The sequence below is a fragment of the Frischella perrara genome, assembly GCF_000807275.1.
Classification (GTDB): Bacteria; Pseudomonadota; Gammaproteobacteria; order Enterobacterales; family Orbaceae; genus Frischella; species Frischella perrara.
The window spans coordinates 512,005-531,937 of the sequence record NZ_CP009056.1 but is presented as its reverse complement, the minus strand read 5'-3'; the positions used below and the strand labels follow the sequence as shown (position 1 = coordinate 531,937).

The following is a 19,933-nucleotide window of genomic DNA, read 5'->3' as shown; positions in this document are numbered from 1 at the left end:
AATTCAAGAACTGTGATGAATATCAAAGAAAAATTGTGGTTTTTATGGTTTAAATTGATTTAAAATACATAATACTATGTTAGACTTTTATCATCGTAATTTTTTTTATAAATTGTTGATAATATGTCTAATTTTGGTCAATTTTCATTTACCACCAAGCTCTTCTTATGCTTGTTACTATTATTAACGATTTTATTAGCTCTTTTGCAGGGTTATATTTGGAATTCCACAGAAACGGATTTATATAATAACCTAGGTCAAAGAGCACAACTACAAGCCCGTGAACTGGCAGTTATTCCTAGCCTTATCAAATATGTTCAGGATAAAGATACGGATAAAATTGCTGAATTAGTAACAGATGTTTTTAAACAAAGTGATGCTAGTTACATTGTTATTGGTGATAATAGAGCAAAGCGGCTTTTCCATACTGCTAATAGCCCATTATATGTACCCATGCTGGGCGGAGATAATCAAGAAGTCCTAAAAGGTAATAGTATTATTACCATCCGTAAAGGATCATTGGGTATTTCATTAAGAGGTAAAGCACCTATCATTAATGCTAATAACCAAGTAGTAGGTATTGTTTCCGTTGGATATATGGTTGATAACATCTCTCAATTGCATAAAGAAAAACTTGTGCCATTTGCTATTTTTTGTTCAATATTATTTGTTATTTTATTCGTTTTTTCATTTTGTTTTACCAAACTGATCAAAAAACAAATGTTCAATTTAGAACCAAGAAGTATAGCCTTATTAGTAAAGAGCCAAAAATCGATAATGGAATCAATTTTTGAAGGCATCATAGCCATTGATCTTAATTATAACATTATTAACATTAATCAATCTGCAAGGAAAATGTTAAAAATAACAAATAATAACAAAGAATTAGTTAATCATAATCTATGTGAGTTTATAAAATCAACAGATTTTATTTATAACAGCAATAATAAAACAGAAGATTCGCATGATCAGATCTGTCACTTTAACGATTGTTTAGTTATTGCAAACCGAATCAGAGTTATTGTGGACGATAAAATTCAAGGGTGGGTTATTACATTTCGTAACTTCAATGAAGTCAATATATTAAGTGCGCAATTGACTCAAATAAAACAATATGTTGATAACTTACGCGCTCTGCGCCATGAACATCTTAATTGGATGGCGACGCTATCAGGCTTAATTTACATGGAACGCTACCGAGAAGCACAAGAATTTATCACCATACATTCTATCGATAATCAAAAAAGTCTAGATTTTATAACACAGCATTTTAAAATCCCAGCAGTGTGTGGCTTATTAATTGGCAAATTATCCAAATCCCACGAACTAGGATTACAACTAAGTTTTGACCCTGCTTGTCAATTATCCGCGTTACCAAAAACCATTACTGAAATAGAATTTATGTCAATTTTAGGTAATCTATTAGATAACGCATTTAATGCTAGCCTTAAAAATCCATTAGGTAATAAGAATGTACTACTATACCTTAGTGATGCCACAGATGAAATTGTACTTGAAGTAAGTGATCAAGGATGTGGTATTGATGAAAAAATCCGTGATTCAATTTTTCGACCTGGTGTTACTTCACAGAATCCGAAAGAGCATGGTATAGGCTTACATTTAGTTGCTACATACACCCAAAAAGCCAATGGTTATATCACGTTTGATAATAACCAACCTTATGGAACGATTTTCTCGGTTTTTATACCTAAATTAGACGAAATACAGAGAGATATAGTATGAATAAAACCCACGAAAATATGTTAGAAGTGCTTATTGTTGAAGATGAACCCATTTTAGCTGAATTAACTGCCGAATTTATTCAACGAGATCCAAAAGTAAAAGCATTAGGAATTGCTTCGACACTTAATGATGCAAAAATGATGGTTGAAAAGCTTAAACCCAAATTAATTCTATTGGATAATTATCTACCCGATGGCCAAGGAATTGAACTATTTGAATATATTGTGAATAATCAATTAAATTGTTATGTAATTTTTATAACTGCTGCAAGTGATATTGAAACATGTAGTAAAGCAATTCGCTATGGGGCATTTGATTATCTAATTAAACCGGTATCTTATCAACGCCTAAAACACTCTATTGAGCGTTTTCAATTATTCCTATACCGACAAAGTATTCAACAACATGTCAATCAACGACGAGTTGATGAACTTTTTAATTTACAAACTAAAGATTTCATTGATAGTAATCGACCATCCAAAGGCATTGAAGAAATTACTTTACAAAAGGTAAAAGATGTTTTTATGCAAACAGACAAACCACAAACTGTGGATGATTTAGTTAGAAAAACGCAAATTAGTAAAACAACAGCTCGTCGCTATCTGGAATATTGCGTTCAAACTAAGTTACTAAACGTAGAAATCAACCATGGTAAGATTGGTCGTCCTGAAAGATTGTATCGAAGGTTAGATAAATAATTCCGTCAGATGATTTAGTTTTGATATTGGGCAAGAAACCAAGTTATCGCAATTAAATCTGCCGAACCGCCGGGGCTTAAATTACGTTTAATTAATTGTTTATCCAACTTTTCTAAATGACTTCGGCCAATTAAATCAGTCGCTCCTCCTCGTTCAATGAGTTGTTTTGCAGAATTTTGAACGAAATGGAGACCGGCAAGTCCCCCTCTTGAGACTAAATTAGTATCTTGATTATATGCAAGCAGATGTAACATTACTTGCAGCAAACTAGTCTCCTCATCATAGCCAGCTTGTTGCATTTTATTATAAATTGGCAAAGATATTTGTCTTACCGTGGCATAACCTGATTCCGCTTCACCACGCGCACCGGATAATTGATAATGTTTAAATAATTTCTCTCCTACGGTTTGGTTTGAATTAGATAATTGTAGCTCCTTCTTAACAATACCATGGCAAAAACTCATTAAAGTAGAACAAATTGTCGTGACATTGGTAGTTTCTTGGCGCTGTTCTAAATACCCGATCACACCAAGCAGTAAACCAAAAGCGAAAATCCCCCCTTTATGGGTATTTACATTATGAGTGGCCAAATACATAGCTTTTTCACATGCTAAACCAATTGGACGAATACCAACCAAAAAATCAGACTGATTATTTAGTTTCAAAGTATACCCATAGTGATAAAACTCATCAAACCAAGGAGATATAGCCTTGATACTAGCAATAAAAGTACTAAAATCCATATCACGATGAGCACCATTATTTAACATATCCACTAACCCCGGTTTAGGCGATAAGCAGATCTCTTTCAATAAAGCGCGTACCGCTAATTGAGCAGATGGATACTTGATACTTTGCAAATCAATCTCATCAGATAATAATGCAATCTGTTTTGTTGAATAATTCATTTCTAACCTATATAACTGTTCGGTATTTAATTCCTATCTAATATTAATTTATTACATTCGCTTAGCAAATAGAGGCATTCACTATACCGAGATCACAATTGAAAACAATATCATTTTTATATAGTATTTAAAAATGATAAATCAAATGATTAATCTTATAGAATTAAACTATCTATTTAATCTAAATATTTGATAAAGTTGTTGAAAATTAAAACATTTTCAAAATAACTTTTACATAAAATAGAATCATTTTAAAATAATACCAAGTAACTCAAAACTCACTAGAAGATTATGTTATGTTGAAAAAATGTATAGCTATTTGTTTCATTTTATTCTCATTTAATGTCTTAGCTAATGACGAGCAATCTGGCTTTTGGCATTATGTCAAACAAACCTTATCTGATACATGGAATAGTAATCAGTATGAATTATATATTCCAGCCAATACATGGCACAATCGTGCTACTTATGATAAAGATAGAATAGATAAATATAACGAACGCCCATGGGGAATTGGTGCAGGTGTTTATCGTTTTGATGAAGACGGTGACTGGCATGCACTATATATTATGGAATTTCAAGATTCTCATAACGTAATAGAGCCTATCGGTGGTTATGCTTATCAAACCTATTGGCGACCAGGAAACAGTGAAAAGCTTCGTATTGGGATAGGATATACAATCGGAATTACAGCGCGACGTGATTATAATTGGATACCTTTTCCTGCCCCACTACCATTGGTTTCTTTGGAATATGATCGGCTTTCAATACAAAGTGCTTATGTGCCGGGGGTAAAACGAAATACAGGTAATATCTTATTCACATGGTTACGCTGGCAGTTGTAAGTTAATACATGACAACAATATATCCACAATATTCAAATAAAAAACCCATTGATATTTCAATGGGTTTTAATTTAGTCACAAAGTAAATAAAATTATTTACCTTGACCTTTTACTTCTTTTAAACCGTGGAAAGGTGCTTTTTCGCCAAGCGCTTCTTCAATACGGATTAATTGGTTGTATTTAGCGACACGATCAGAACGGCTCATTGAACCAGTTTTGATTTGACCTGCTGCTAAACCTACTGCTAAGTCTGCAATAGTTGAATCTTCTGATTCACCACTACGATGTGAAATTACAGCGGTATAACCAGCATCTTTCGCCATTTTAACAGCAGCGATAGATTCAGTTAATGTACCGATTTGGTTAACTTTAACTAAGATAGAGTTAGCAATACCTTTTTCAATACCTTGTTTGAAGATTTTAGTATTAGTAACAAATAGATCATCACCCACTAATTGGATTTTGTGACCTAATGCTTTAGTTTGGTATGCCCAACCTTCCCAATCGCTTTCATCTAAGCCATCTTCAATTGAAACGATAGGATATTGTTCAGTTAAACCTTCTAGATAGTGAGTAAATTCTTGAGCAGTAAACTCTTTATTACCTTCACCTTTTAATACATATTTACCAGTTTCTTTGTTATAAAATTCAGACGCTGCGCAGTCCATAGCTAAAGTGATATCTTTACCTAATACATAACCCGCTTTTTCAACTGCTTCTTTGATGCAAGCTAATGCTTCAGCATTTGAATCTAAGTTAGGCGCAAAACCACCTTCATCACCAACAGCAGTATTCATACCTTTAGCGTGTAATACTTTAGCTAAGTTATGGAATACTTCTGAACCCATACGTACAGCTTCACGTACAGTTTTAGCGCCAACTGGTTGAATCATAAATTCTTGAAGATCAATATTATTATCAGCATGTTCACCACCATTGATGATGTTCATCATTGGAAGTGGCATAGAATATTGACCCGGAGTACCGTTTAAATCTGCAATATGAGCAAATAGAGGTACACCTTTAGCAGCCGCTGCTGCTTTAGCATTCGCTAAAGATACAGATAAGATCGCATTAGCACCTAAGTTTGATTTAAAATCAGTACCATCTAAATCTAACATAATTTGGTCAACGCCTGCTTGATCTAATGCATCTTTACCTACTAATGCACTAGCAATAGGACCATTAACATTAGCTACCGCTTTTAATACACCTTTCCCTAAAAAGCGAGATTTATCGCCATCACGAAGTTCTAATGCTTCACGAGATCCAGTTGAAGCGCCTGATGGAACAATAGCAAGTCCAACAAAACCACCTTCTAAATGAACTTCAGCTTCTACTGTTGGATTTCCACGAGAATCAATCACTTCACGAGCATGAACTTTAACGATTTTTGCCATTTTATTTTTTCCTCTTATGACATATTAATAATAAATTTTAATTAAAACTTTAGTGCTGTTGATGCTCTTTAGCAGCACGAATAAAACTACTAAATAATGGATGCCCATCTCTTGGTGTTGAAGTAAATTCCGGATGGAATTGACAGGCAACAAACCATGGATGATCAGGATTTTCAATAATTTCTACGAGTTTTCTATCCGTAGACAGCCCTGTTACTTTTAAACCAGCTTTAACAATTTCATCAAGTAGATTATTATTCACTTCATAACGATGACGATGACGTTCAATAATTGAATTTTTATTATACATTTTATGAATTAAAGAATCGGGCTCCAAATGACAAATTTGTGCGCCTAATCGCATTGTGCCACCTAAGTCGCTATTTTCATTTCGTTGTACAACTTCACCTGATTCATCACTCCACTCAGTGATCAATGCAACAACTGGATTCTCACAATCTTTTACAAATTCGGTTGAGTTGGCATCTTTTATACCCGCAACATTGCGAGCAAATTCAATTAATGCCACTTGCATACCTAAACAAATACCTAAATAAGGAATTTTATTTTCACGAGCATATTGAGCAGCGATAATTTTGCCTTCGACACCACGATATCCGAAACCACCTGGGATAAGAATACCATCAAGGTCTTTTAATATATCAACACCTTTTGTTTCTAAATCTTCGGAATCAATGTAACGAATATGAACGGTTAAACGATTTTTTAATCCACCGTGTTTAAGTGCTTCATTAACTGATTTATAAGCATCCGGTAATTCAGTATATTTACCAACCATTCCTATAGTTACTTCACCTACTGGATTAGCTTCTTCATAAATTACTTGTTCCCATTCAGATAAGTCAGCTTCCGGACACTCTAGATGAAAACGGTTACAAACATAACTATCTAACCCTTGTGATTTCAATAAGGCTGGGATTTTATAAATGGAATCGACATCTTTTAATGAAATAACCGCTTTTTCAGGTACGTTACAAAATAGTGCGATTTTTGCTCTTTCATTGGCAGGTACAGCTCTATCAGAGCGACAAATAAGGATATCAGGCTGGATACCTATTGATAGTAATTCTTTAACCGAATGTTGAGTTGGTTTAGTTTTTACTTCACCTGAAGAAGGTAAATAAGGAACTAAAGTTAAATGCATAAATAGAGTATGCTCACGACCTACATCAACAGCAAGTTGGCGGATCGCTTCTAAAAAAGGTAATGATTCAATATCACCGACAGTTCCACCAATCTCTACAATGGCAACATCAAAACCATTTGCCCCTTCAATAACGCGTTCTTTTATGGCATTAGTAATATGAGGTATAACTTGAATTGTCGCGCCTAGATAATCACCACGACGTTCTTTACGTAAAACGTCGGAATAAATACGACCTGTGGTAAAGTTATTTTTACGAGTCATTTTTGTACGAATAAAACGTTCATAATGACCTAAATCTAAATCAGTTTCCGCGCCATCGTCTGTAACAAAAACTTCCCCATGTTGTATTGGGCTCATAGTGCCCGGATCGACATTAATATAGGGATCAAGTTTAAGCATGGTCACCTTTAAACCACGCGCTTCAAGAATAGCAGCTAAAGATGCTGCAGCAATGCCTTTACCAAGGGAAGAAACTACACCGCCCGTAACAAAGATATAATTTGTGACCATAAAAATAGTACCTTTATTTAAAAATAAGAATAAATACTAGCGGTTAACCGTGCGAAAATCATTCGAAATTAACATTGCAGTATTATCAACAAGACGGGAGCGTAGTATAACAGAACCGAACTTTTGCCACAATCAAATAATTCCTTTTTTAATGACTCATCTTAATAAAATTGCTTAGTCAATTGCATAACCTTACTAAAAGTTTGTTTAAGTAATTTAGGAATAGTTTGAGAACCTCTTATTCTTACATCATCACAAATCGCAATTGCTAAATCAGGCTTAGAGGTCTTCTTTATTGCTTTATGAACAATACGATTAACAGGAATATCAATATAATCTGTTGTATTAAAAGCTATCTTTTTATAAACATGACTAAAACCATGTTCAAACATAAAGTTTTCAATATCACGTGAAGGTAAGACTGTTAAGAATTGATCTGCACTTGTTCCTTCAGGACATAATGAACGCACAGTATTAGCATATTTTTTACCTGCTGTATCACCATCGGTTAAAACGTACCAATGAATACCCATTTTATTAGCATAACGAATTAAAGGTTTTAATCCACATTGTGCAAATTCAATCAATTGAATCCCTTCTGCATTAAGATGAAAACCACTAAGCTCTGCTAATTCACGTAATAACCAAACTTCTGTTTCTCCTTCAACTAATAACCAACAACGTGCAAACATAGCCGAAGCTCGCCGATATAAAATATGAAACATAATTTTACGGTTATCATCCCGACTCAATCCTTTTTCACCAATATTCATAGCCATAATTCCAGAAGGCTTACGAATTAAATGATAAATATTTTTCAAAGCAAATAAAGATAACAAATCACTGGAATTAGTAGTAATAAACTTTTGCGCAGGGAAGTTTTTTAACAATCGAAAACCGACGGATAATATAATAGGATGTAATTGACTTTCGGGTTCTTCCATAACCAAAATAGGAATGGCGTTAGGATGAATTTGATTTGCATTATGTGCAATAAATATTGAACCAAAAATTCCCATTAACATGGTTCGAATATAATTATCATCTAACTCATCTAAAATATTATTTAACCTTTCTAAAGAATCCCAATCTTGAGAATTAGGAATTGTTTTTATATTACTATTACGGTAGCGAAACCGAGTTGAGCTATCTGCCAAATAATATTCAAATAGTGCTTTTGCAGTAGTTAAACTTTTAATTAAATCTTCGTTCGAGAACTGTTTAGCATGTTCACTTAGTTTCGCTGATAATTGTTGAATATAATAATCTGAAAGAGGTTGATTAGTAACCGGTAAGTTGGAGCTATCAACAGGATTCTTTAACCGCATACATGGGTTTAAACTGATTAATTGTTTAATTAAGCTATAATGATCTACATTTTTTATTTCTTTACCATTATTATCAAGAAACTGATGCTCGGTTACTATTTTATCTTGTTCTTTGGTAGCTTTAATTTGGTAAGTAATTAATTTTTTGAATTCAACAGATTGGTAAGCGACACAATTTAATGAATGGTATGACTGACTATCTAATTCTTGAGGATTCATTTCAGCAAATTTGTAACGAATCGTTGCCGTATTCGGCTGATAATGATCATCATTAAAAAAATCATTAGCTGTAAATTGGTAATAAAAATTATCTAACGATATCAACATAAGTGCGCTAATTAAACTAGAACGCCCCCATTGATTTTCTCCAATTAAGACATTGGCATCTTTATTTAATGATAAAGTTAACTGTTTTATCCCCTTGAAACCGCATATATCAACTTCGCATAAGTACATTAATATTGCCTTATTTTTATCCAAGTCTATTAGCGCGATCATACCTAAATAAAATTGATTTGTACAAAATCTTTATTGCCTTATTATAAGTTTGAAGCGATTTACAAAACTAATGAATATATTTTGCAAACTTACCCGTTTCATTTCCGGCTAAGAGTAACTTACTTTGCCAACTCTTTAAAGTTATCATTGTTACTGGTTAGTCAACAACTAACATTAGTTGATCTTTCATAGTTTTATTACAACAAATTGTTAAAAATTACTTTACACTCAAAAAATAAAAATGTTAAACAAAACTATGATGGGATCACTGCGCTGCAATAAGCATCACGACATAATTAATTATTAAATATAAATTAATTGCTTACCCTCTTCTGGGCACTTTGCTTGCTTACCATATTGCTCCATAAAGTAAGCAATGTGATCTGCTTCGTCTCCCATTAAGCGACCATGAACTTTTTGCCAAGTCATCAGAACAATTGTAGCTTTAGGTTCTCCGACTATAAGCATCGGTTGTTCAGCATCGTTATTCCAAAAAAACTCACCACCATATAATTTATATGCGGTCAGTAACAAATAACATCCATATTCTTGTGTTATCATCGTAACTTGTTCTTCGGATAACAATAGATTTTTATCCGCCAACTCACTTAAGATAACTTCGACAACGCTAATGCTTTTTTCCGTATAATCAAGTTGATTAATGCTCCAGGTCGGACTGTTAAAAATAGCATTTTGTGCCCAAGCTTGAATTTCTTGATAAAGTTCATTATTGTCTAATGACATACTACACCTCTTACTTTAACTTCTGTTTTTCATGTTGTTTGGCTTGTTGCCATACCGATTCCATTTCTTCAAGTGTAATATCACTTAATGCTTGATTCTTATTATTAAAATAGGTCTCAATATAATTAAATCGTTGGGTAAACTTGTGTATAGCTTGCTGTAAGATAAATTCAGAATGTAATCCTAAATGACGAGCTAAATTTACGGTGGCAAAAAGTAAATCTCCTATTTCTTCTTCAATATTTTTTTTAATTGGATTTTCACGATTAAGTTCAACAAAAACCTCTTCCAATTCTTCTTTAACTTTATCCACAACTGGTGGCAAGGTATTCCAATCGAACCCAACTGATGCACATCGTTTTTGCACTTTTTCTGCGCGCATTAACGCTGGCATGGATAGTGGGATATCATCAAGTATAGAAAATTGTTTTTTTTGATTACGTTCTTGTTGTTTTAAGGTTTCCCAAGCAACTTTACGTTTATTTTCACTAAAAATATGAGGATGACGTTGAATCAATTTATCGCAAATTGCTTGGCAAACATCATCAAAATTGAATAACTTTTGCTCATCGGCTAATTCAGCATAAAAAACGATTTGAAATAATAAATCGCCTAATTCCTTTTGAAGTTCTGGGTAGTTTTTTTGCTTAATCGTATCTAGCACTTCATAAGTTTCTTCTAAAGTACAAGATGTAATTGAATCAAAAGTTTGCACTTTATCCCAATCACAACCAGTAATAGGATCACGTAATTGCTTGAGTATCGCGATTAGTTTATCAATAGCTTGCAATTTCATCTCTCATTAAATTAAATTATTAGCGTTATTATACTGACAGTCAGTAAAAATGCGAGTTTAACCTAATGATAAGTATAAATCCTTATCTCTTTTAATTATTTTAATGGTACAAATTAACTTAAGCTTAATTTTTAAGTGCAACATTTAATAACAATTCAAAGGTGAATATTTTCTACAATAAATTAATGAATAATAATCATAATAAATGATTATTTTTTACACTCAACATAAATCCTCGAATTATCAGCATTTTTCTACTTGCGAAATTTATAGTATACTGGATCACTTAACTTATTGATATTGATATAAACATATGCACAACGTACGTGAACTCACTCTAAGAGGAATGATCTTAGGGGCTTTTATTACTGTCATTTTTACTGCATCAAATATTTACTTAGGATTGAAAGTAGGTCTAACCATCTCTTCTGCAATTCCGGCGGCAGTAATATCAATGGCGGTTTTACGCTTTTTTCCAGGTTCTTCAATCCTTGAAAATAATATGGTACAAACTCAGGCATCAGCTGCGGGTACCTTATCTTCAATGATCTTTATTCTACCTGCATTATTAATGGTAGGTTACTGGCAGAGTTTTCCTTTCTGGCTTACTTTTGCTATTTGTGCTTCTGGTGGCATGCTTGGAGTGTTATTTACAATTCCACTCCGTCAAGTCATGGTCGTGAAGAGTAATTTACCTTTTCCTGAAGGTGTAGCTGCGGCTGAAATATTAAAAGCCGGTAGCGATGCTGAAAATAATGCCACAACCAGAGCCGACAATGAAGGACTAAAAGATATCATTTTTGGTGGTAGTATTGCAGCAGTTGTTAGTTTATTAACTAACGGATTTAAAGTTGTCGCCGATGGTACGGCTTATTGGTTTAGTCATGGAAAATCAATATTTCAAATACCACTAGGGTTTTCTTTAGCACTATTAAGTGCTGGATACTTAGTTGGTATTATGTCGGGTATTGCAATTTTAATCGGCAATATTATTTCATGGGGTTTCGCAATTCCAATTTTAAGTTCTTTAACCGATTATCCATCTAATGCGTCATTAGCTGATGTTGCCATGGGATTATGGTCTAAAGACTTACGATTTATAGGTGCCGGTACTATTTCAATTGCTGCTATTTGGACACTTTTAACATTAATTAAACCTGTTTATCAAGGGCTAAAAAACACGCTTACAACGCTCAAGTCCGAAAAGTCATTCAATAATATTGATCGTACAGAACAAGATCTGTCGCCTAAAACAATCTTAATTATAATGGCAAGTATGCTAGTAATTTTATTTATTACCTTTCATTCTTTTATTGCTGATAGTGGGTTGTCTTCAGGTATTGGATGGACATTGGTAGTTTGTTCAGTATTATTTGCATTTTTCATGGGTTTTCTAATCGCTGCAGCTTGTGGCTATATGGCTGGTTTAGTCGGTTCATCTGCAAGCCCTATTTCTGGAATTAGTATCATTGCAATTACTGTTATTGCGTTACTGTTTTTAGGTTTAGGAAAAATAAATGGTATGTTATCAACAGCCGAAGGCGAACACTTTATTACTGCTTTAGCATTATTCACAACTAGCGCAGTATTGGCTGTGGCAACAATATCAAACGATAATTTACAAGATTTAAAAACAGGTTATTTAGTCAAAGCCACACCTTGGCGTCAACAAATAGCATTATTATTGGGAGTAGTTATTGGTGCTATTGTAATTGCACCTGTATTAGATATCCTTTATCACGCTTATGGCTTTAGTGGCGCAACGCCAAGAGCTAATATGGATCCTAAACAGATTTTACCGGCTCCACAAGCGACCTTAGTTGCGACAATTGCAAAAGGAATTTTTTCAAATCAAATGGAATGGTCCATGATTTTAATAGGTCTAGCTATTGGTGCAGTGATTATCGTTATTGATTTATGCTTAGCAAAAACGAATTCTAAATTTCGTTTACCTGCTCTAGCGGTTGGTATGGGTATTTATTTACCACCATTAATCATTACACCAATTTTTATTGGTGCCTTGATATCATGGTTCGTGAGTCGTCGTGCAAATAAACTCAGCAGCAATATTGAACATCAACGTAAAGCAGAGCAAAAAGGCGCACTGATCGCTTCTGGGCTTATTGTTGGCGAAACACTAGTCGGTGTTATTTTAGCTGTAATTATTGTGATCAGTTCTTCAAGCAGTAATAATAATTCTCCTTTAGCTCTGAATGAATATATGCAAGCTATCTTTGGAACAAATAGCATTATAGTTGAGCAATTTATTGGTTTGATGATATTCATTATGATATGTTTTGCGTTTATACGTAGAGCATTATCAGCGCTTAAAAAAGAGCTCTAATTTACATAAACTACACCTATCAATTGGTGGGTGTAGAATTAATTAAAGTAAGCCGCTACTTACCCTTTATACTTTACTATTATGCATTAGTCACGTGAATAAAAATGCGCACTATATAGCTTTCTTATTAATTAGCATTATACTGTAACGAAAGTTGATTACTTATCTATGTTTCATAGGACTGCAATAAATCTAATTCTTTTCAGCTATGTTCATTTTTCATCTATGCTTTAGTTAATCAAAAAGTACAAAGTTACCCAGAATCAGTATATAATAGTTAGCCTTTTATCATGCAAATCAAAGCTTACAATTTAAGGATAATAAAATGGGACTTTTAAATGTACCAGCAGGTAAATCACTACCTGATGATATTTATGTAGTAATAGAAATTCCAGCTAATGCTGATCCAATAAAATACGAAGTTGATAAAGATAGTGGTGCGGTATTTGTTGATCGTTTTATGTCTTCGGCAATGTTCTACCCTTGCAATTATGGTTATATCAATCACACTTTATCTCTGGATGGTGATCCGGTTGATGTACTTGTACCAACTCCTTATCCACTACAACCGGGTTCTGTGATTCGTTGTCGTCCTGTGGGCGTATTAAAAATGACAGATGAAGCAGGTCAAGATGCAAAATTAATCGCTGTACCCCATAGTAAGCTATCTAAAGAATATGATCATATTAAAGATGTTACTGATTTACCTGAATTATTAAAAGCGCAAATCAAACATTTCTTTGAACATTACAAAGATCTTGAGTCTGGTAAATGGGTTAAAGTTGATGGTTGGGATAACGCTGAAGTTGCTCGTAAAGAGATTCTTGAATCTTTTGAGCGCGCTAAAAAATAATTTCACATTATTTTACCCTGTTAAAATTAACAGGGTATTTTTTACAAATCAAATCTTAAAATTTTTATATCTTTTTATGGTGAAACACATATAGCCCTATGGGTTTTTATAGTGTTCACATTAGCTCCAATATGTCCATGTCCCACATCATTAACATCATAATAATCATTGTTATTTGCTTTCTCACGTGCCCAAAAAACATAAAACTCGGTTTTAATGATGATAGGAATATTTTGATAATAATTCTGTAATATTTCTCCCCATTCTGCCAATAGCCCCCCACCAATTCTTCTCTGATACTTATTCCCTTGACCCGGTAAACCTTTGTCCCAACGAGGATAAAAATTATTATTAGCGTTAGTTAAATCTGAAACACTTGCAATTTGATAACCAATATTATTACAGTAAGCTTCAGATGATTCATAACCTTCTCCAAGACCTGGTTTTAAAATAAACCATTTTGAAATAGTGAAACTATATATAGGTACTTTTTTTTCTGTACCTGCATAAATAATAAACGTAGTTGGTTTAACAGAAGCACTAGTTTTAGAAACACCATCCTTCGGACCAACTAATTTAACATTTAATTTATTAAAACTACTCTCTTTCTTATTTTCTTTTAAACTTAAATCTAGACTAATATTTGAATCACTAGGTTGTTTCGTATAACTGACATCTTTTGACAATGCGCCTGCGATAGTTAAATCAAAAAATAGACCATGAGCCCCTACTGTTGGAAAATTTTTAGCAGGTTCATTAACATCTTGTAATAAAAAGCCTTTATCATCAGCCCACTGACTTGATGGACCTTTCATCTCCTCCGAAAGATAACCATTTAAATTAGGTGTTGCCCAACACGCAAAAGGTTCTGATGGTTCGCTTCGAACATAAAAAGTGGTATAATCTGTATGTCCTTCATCCCCTCTCCTCGGAATCCCATATTGAGTATCAACTTGATAACCAGTTGCTTGAATCACAATTTTATAAAAGTCAACGCATGGACTTAGTTTATCGCTACTTTTGAACGGGTCAGAAAAACGTTTATAAAACCTCAATGATAAAGAACCAGTTTTAGTTATTATTTCGTCGCCATCATCATCACGAAAATAATCATTAAAGAGAGGATCATTGAATTGAACAACATAGCTATCTTTTGGGGTAATAAGTAAGTCATTTAATATCGGGAAATCTAAATCAGCAAAGGTTTTTATGGAACTATATGGCAAAGGAAATGGTTTTTCAGCTGTTGTTGTATTTGTTGATTTTTTAAAGGTATAAGTAATATCTTTATCGTCTTTAAAACTGAAACTCACTAAATCGATTGTATCGGTTATTTTTGTTTTACCATTATCTAAAGTTAAATAAGGAGCACTACCAACAACTGTTTCCCTTGTAGATAATGATAAAGATGCATGCCCTGGTTTAAAAAATAAGACGGAACAAATTATATATATTAATAATGAAGATAGTGTGATTAACCTAAATAAACTCTTATTATATCGGTCTATCCTTGCCAGCTTAGAGTTATTTGATTTTAATGATATAGAAACACCATAATGATTAAACTCATCCTTTGTCATGAAATCCTTCCTACTACTTATATTTTTCTAAATTGAATTTTTATTTGATTATTGCCCAATTAATACCAATATGAAAATCACCAATCTTATTAATGGATGTTCTATTTATTCAAATAAGATTCAAGAGTAATTAAGAAATATACTGTTATTATTTAATTTCTTAATTAACATCTGCAATATTTAACCTTAATTTTTTTTATAAAAATTGATATTTATAAAATAAACAATACAAATTATTAATCTTTTATATTGTAATTAAGATAGAATGAATAAATCAAGAAAATAAATATAAGCGTTAAAAAGTGATATGTTTGTTCATAATGTGATAAACACAACGTTATTCATTTTGAAAATAATGTAAAGTAATGCAACAAAAAACAAATGTTATGCGGTTTAAAATACTATCTAATTCATATTAATTTAAGTAATTATAGTGTAAAAATCATTATAAATATAATTGTTGGTATTTAGATATTCTATCGAACATGATAATTTTAATGAGATATTAACCATTAATATTAATTCATTGAAAAATTGCCGTTTTACATCAACATAATACGCAATTTTTATCCATCAAAAAATAACATTTGGAACAATAATTATTGTGTCTTTCAGACATTAACTTCACTATAATAAGCTCGCTTATAATGTTAAAACATACATTTATTTGAGGACAGGCATATGAGTCAATTAGAAGAATTCAAAAAGTTTACAGTTGTAGTTGCTGATACTGGCGATATCGATTCTATTAAACAATTTTCACCAGAAGATGCTACAACTAATCCATCTTTAGTGTTAAAAGCAGCCCAATTACCACAATACAAACATTTAATTGAATCGGCTATTAACACAGCAAAACAACTTGGCGGTTCTAGACATGAGCAATTGATCAATGCCAGTGATGAAGTTGCAGTCAATATCGGTGTAGAAATTTTAAAATATATACCAGGTCGCATTTCAACTGAAGTCGATGCCCGACTTTCTTTCGATAAAGATAAATGTATAGAAAAAGCTCGGAAATTGATTCATCTTTATGAACAAAAAGGCATTAATAGATCACGAATCTTAATTAAATTAGCTTCAACTTGGGAAGGCATTCGTGCAGCAGAACAACTTGAAAAAGAAGGTATTAATTGTAATTTAACCTTACTCTTCTCGTTTGCCCAAGCCCGTGCTTGTGCCGAAGCAAATGTGTTCTTGATTTCACCATTTGTTGGACGAATTTACGATTGGTACCAAGCTAAGCAACCAATTCAAAATTATGATGCTGATACAGATCCAGGTGTTGTATCTGTTCGTAATATTTATAACTACTATAAACAGCATAATTATAAAACTATTGTTATGGGGGCTAGTTTCCGTAAGGTTGAACAAATTTTAGCACTAGCAGGTTGTGATCGTTTAACGATATCACCGAATTTGTTGACTGAAATGCAAAACTCTACTGATCCAGTTGAACGTAAATTAAATCCTCAACAAGAGCAAGCTGATAGACCTGCTGCTATGACTGAAGCTGAATTTAGATGGCAACATAATTCTGATCCAATGGCTGTTGAAAAATTGGCAGAAGGAATTCGTGCTTTTGCTATCGACCAAGGTAAACTTGAAGAAATGTTGATAAAACTACTTTAATTAAACAACTTAAAGTAATGTAAATTAATTATTAAGCAATGAACCTTTTTATTAAATGAATTTTATTGGGGATAATAGAATATGAATACAACAACATTATCTCATCGCGAGCTGGCAAATGCTATCCGCGCGCTGAGTATGGATGGCGTACAAAAAGCCAAGTCAGGACATCCTGGTGCACCTATGGGAATGGCTGATATTGCAGAAGTACTTTGGCGTGGATTTCTAAAACATAATCCAAGCAACCCACAATGGGTTGATCGTGACCGTTTTATATTATCCAATGGTCATGGTTCAATGTTGATTTATAGCTTATTACATTTAAGTGGCTATGATGTGTCGATAGATGATATTAAAAACTTCCGTCAATTGCATTCTAAAACACCTGGTCACCCTGAATATGGTTATACTCCTGGTGTTGAAACGACTACAGGTCCATTAGGACAAGGGATCACTAATGCTGTAGGCATGGCTATAGCTGAGAGAACTTTAGCTGCGCAATTTAATCGTCCTGGGCATGAAATAGTCGATCACTATACCTATACATTTGTAGGTGACGGTTGCTTAATGGAAGGCGTTTCTCATGAAGCATGTTCACTTGCTGGTACCCTTAAATTAGGTAAACTCATAGCATTATATGACGAAAATGGCATATCCATTGATGGTCATATTGAAGGTTGGTTTACAGATGATACAGCTAAACGTTTTGAAGCGTATGGTTGGCATGTTATTCGGGATATTGATGGCCATGATGCTCAAGCCATTAAGCTGGCGATTGAACAAGCACAAGCTGTAACTGATAAACCATCTTTATTAATGTGCAAAACTGTCATTGGTTTTGGTTCTCCAAATAAAGCAGGCAGTCATGATTGTCATGGTTCACCATTAGGTGATGCTGAAATTGAAGCAACGCGCAAAAATATTGGTTGGCAATATGCACCTTTTGAAATCCCTGAACAATATTACACTGCTTGGGATGCTAAGCCAAAAGGTCAAAAACTTGAAGAGCAGTGGAATCAACGTTTTGCTGCATATGAAAAAGCTCATCCTGAATTAGCTAAAGAATTTAAACGCCGTACAACGAACCAATTACCACAAAATTGGCAGCAAGATGCAAAAGCATTTGTAGAACACCTGCAAGCTAATCCAGCGACCATTGCGACACGCAAAGCATCACAAAATGCTATTGAAGCTTTTGGTAAAATTTTACCAGACTTTTTAGGTGGTAGTGCTGACCTTGCACCGAGTAACTTAACCATGTGGTCAGGTTCTAAGGAAATTCTGGCAAATCCTGATGGTAACTATATTCATTATGGTGTACGTGAATTCGGTATGTCTGCTATCATGAATGGTATCGCTTTACATGGTGGATTTGTTCCTTACGGTGCAACATTCTTAATGTTTATGGAATATGCCCGTAATGCACTTCGAATGGCAGCATTAATGAAAATTCGTTCAATCTTTGTTTACACGCATGACTCAATTGGTCTAGGTGAAGACGGACCAACTCACCAACCAGTGGAACAAATGGCGAGCTTGCGGTTAACTCCAAATATGAGTACATGGCGACCTTGTGATCAGGTTGAGTCGGCTGTTGCTTGGCAATATGCAATCGAAAGAGAAGACGGACCAACTGCTTTAATATTCTCAAGACAAAATCTAAAACAACAAGATCGTACTCCAGAGCAATTAGCAAATATCTATCGTGGTGGTTATATTCTCAAAGATTGTGATGGTACACCAGAACTGATCTTAATTGCCACAGGTTCGGAAGTTGAACTTGCTGTTGAAGCATATGAAACATTAACCCGAGAAGGAAAATTAGTCAGAGTAGTTTCTATGCCTGCTACAGATGCCTTCGATAAGCAAGACGCCTCTTATAAAGAAACTGTATTACCGAGCTCTGTCACAAAACGCATAGCTATAGAGGCAGGAATTGCTGACTATTGGTATAAATACGTCGGGCTTACAGGTAAAGTCATTGGTATGACATCATTTGGTGAATCTGCTCCGGCTGAATTACTCTTTAAGGAGTTTGGTTTCACCGTTGAGAATGTCTTAGCACAGGCGAAATCACTGTTAAATTAACTATAGCAAATCAAACAGATCTTTGTTAACAAAGATCTGTTTCTAATGTTCAGTCATTCGGCTGAACATTTTTATTTTTAAACAACTTTTTTTAAAAACTCTCCTTATTTTTTACAAACTTTTTTGAATAAGATTTCATAAAAACTATACGAATTATTTAAAAAGAAAACCTGCTAGTTTTAAACATTATTATTGAAGTTTAAGACATAAAAAAAACCACTCTCTAAGAGTGGTTTTCTAAATTGATTTTTTAAAAATTAGCGACGTAAACCTAATCTTTGAATTAACTGATTATAACGTTCAACATCAGTACGTTTTAAGTAATCAAGTAATTTACGACGGCTAGAAACCATGCGTAATAGACCACGACGACTATGATGATCTTTTTTATGCTCAGAGAAGTGACCTTGTAAATCATTAATACGAGCAGTTAAAAGAGCAACTTGTACTTCAGTAGAACCTGTGTCGTTAGTACCACGACCAAAATCAGCAACGATTTTTGCTTTATCTGCAGCAGTTAGAGACATAACTAAACCTCAATATAAAAATAATAAAATAAAAGAAGCCCCGATCTCTAATTCAGTGACTTCCACAAAATTCACAACAAATAAAAATACCTGCTCATGAATGGTCCCTAATTATACGTAGATTTACTGAAATAGCAATATTATCAATCAGTACTTCGTTTATAAAACAATAAGCATTTTTGCAAGTTATCAATACACTAAATCATACTTGAGATAGTAATAGTAAATTGGAATCAGATTTTAATCAGTTAAATATTTTATCGCCTATTAA

General features: G+C 33.5%; 15 protein-coding genes. 7 read left to right on the top strand and 8 right to left on the bottom strand.

Features of this window, described 5'->3' with window-relative positions; translation table 11 throughout:
* Positions 1-123: 123 nt before the first annotated feature.
* Complete coding sequence (locus FPB0191_RS02500; RefSeq protein ID WP_039103771.1) at positions 124-1,743, top strand: ATP-binding protein; 1,620 nt, start codon at positions 124-126, stop codon at positions 1,741-1,743.
* Entirely contained in the window at positions 1,740-2,441 is a 702-nt protein-coding gene (locus FPB0191_RS02495; protein WP_202965369.1) for a response regulator, read from the top strand. Before FPB0191_RS02500 ends, FPB0191_RS02495 begins: the two co-directional genes overlap by 4 nt.
* Before the next feature lie 14 nt (positions 2,442-2,455).
* Here FPB0191_RS02495 and citG read toward each other — a convergent pair whose 3' ends face one another.
* Positions 2,456-3,349 (bottom strand): triphosphoribosyl-dephospho-CoA synthase CitG, encoded by an 894-nt coding sequence (gene citG, locus FPB0191_RS02490; RefSeq protein WP_052236705.1) that lies wholly within the window; start codon positions 3,347-3,349, stop codon positions 2,456-2,458.
* 296 nt (positions 3,350-3,645) lie between these two features.
* Between citG and pagP the strand changes: the two genes are divergently transcribed.
* Entirely contained in the window at positions 3,646-4,194 is a 549-nt protein-coding gene (gene pagP, locus FPB0191_RS02485) for a lipid IV(A) palmitoyltransferase PagP (protein WP_039103769.1), read from the top strand.
* Positions 4,195-4,286: 92 nt separating this feature from the next.
* On the opposite strand, the gene eno is transcribed toward pagP, so the two are convergent.
* From eno to mazG, 5 genes are all read right to left on the bottom strand, one after another.
* Positions 4,287-5,594 (bottom strand): phosphopyruvate hydratase, encoded by a 1,308-nt coding sequence (gene eno / locus FPB0191_RS02480; protein ID WP_039103767.1) that lies wholly within the window; start codon positions 5,592-5,594, stop codon positions 4,287-4,289.
* Positions 5,595-5,643: 49 nt separating this feature from the next.
* On the bottom strand, positions 5,644-7,272 hold the full coding sequence (gene pyrG / locus FPB0191_RS02475) for a glutamine hydrolyzing CTP synthase (RefSeq protein ID WP_039103766.1): 1,629 nt from the start codon (positions 7,270-7,272) through the stop codon (positions 5,644-5,646).
* A gap of 161 nt (positions 7,273-7,433) precedes the next feature.
* Positions 7,434-9,056 (bottom strand): DUF2813 domain-containing protein, encoded by a 1,623-nt coding sequence (locus FPB0191_RS02470; protein WP_039103764.1) that lies wholly within the window; start codon positions 9,054-9,056, stop codon positions 7,434-7,436.
* Between the two features lie 345 nt (positions 9,057-9,401).
* Entirely contained in the window at positions 9,402-9,842 is a 441-nt protein-coding gene (locus tag FPB0191_RS02465; RefSeq protein WP_039103762.1) for a hypothetical protein, read from the bottom strand.
* A gap of 10 nt (positions 9,843-9,852) precedes the next feature.
* The gene (gene mazG / locus FPB0191_RS02460; protein WP_039103760.1) at positions 9,853-10,638 is read right to left on the bottom strand and encodes a nucleoside triphosphate pyrophosphohydrolase; all 786 of its coding nucleotides are present in this window, start codon (positions 10,636-10,638) and stop codon (positions 9,853-9,855) included.
* Positions 10,639-10,951: 313 nt separating this feature from the next.
* Between mazG and FPB0191_RS02455 the strand changes: the two genes are divergently transcribed.
* Both FPB0191_RS02455 and ppa read left to right on the top strand, forming a co-directional pair.
* Entirely contained in the window at positions 10,952-12,982 is a 2,031-nt protein-coding gene (locus FPB0191_RS02455; RefSeq protein WP_039103757.1) for an OPT family oligopeptide transporter, read from the top strand.
* 325 nt (positions 12,983-13,307) lie between these two features.
* Entirely contained in the window at positions 13,308-13,835 is a 528-nt protein-coding gene (ppa, locus tag FPB0191_RS02450; RefSeq protein ID WP_039103755.1) for an inorganic diphosphatase, read from the top strand.
* Between the two features lie 74 nt (positions 13,836-13,909).
* On the opposite strand, the gene FPB0191_RS02445 is transcribed toward ppa, so the two are convergent.
* Positions 13,910-15,415 (bottom strand): hypothetical protein, encoded by a 1,506-nt coding sequence (locus FPB0191_RS02445; protein ID WP_039103753.1) that lies wholly within the window; start codon positions 15,413-15,415, stop codon positions 13,910-13,912.
* Between the two features lie 681 nt (positions 15,416-16,096).
* Here FPB0191_RS02445 and tal point away from each other — a divergent pair.
* Entirely contained in the window at positions 16,097-17,047 is a 951-nt protein-coding gene (tal, locus tag FPB0191_RS02440; RefSeq protein ID WP_039103751.1) for a transaldolase, read from the top strand.
* Between the two features lie 81 nt (positions 17,048-17,128).
* Positions 17,129-19,135 (top strand): transketolase, encoded by a 2,007-nt coding sequence (gene tkt, locus FPB0191_RS02435; RefSeq protein ID WP_039103749.1) that lies wholly within the window; start codon positions 17,129-17,131, stop codon positions 19,133-19,135.
* Positions 19,136-19,392: 257 nt separating this feature from the next.
* On the opposite strand, the gene rpsO is transcribed toward tkt, so the two are convergent.
* The gene (rpsO, locus tag FPB0191_RS02430; RefSeq protein ID WP_039103748.1) at positions 19,393-19,662 is read right to left on the bottom strand and encodes a 30S ribosomal protein S15; all 270 of its coding nucleotides are present in this window, start codon (positions 19,660-19,662) and stop codon (positions 19,393-19,395) included.
* Positions 19,663-19,933: the final 271 nt, after the last annotated feature.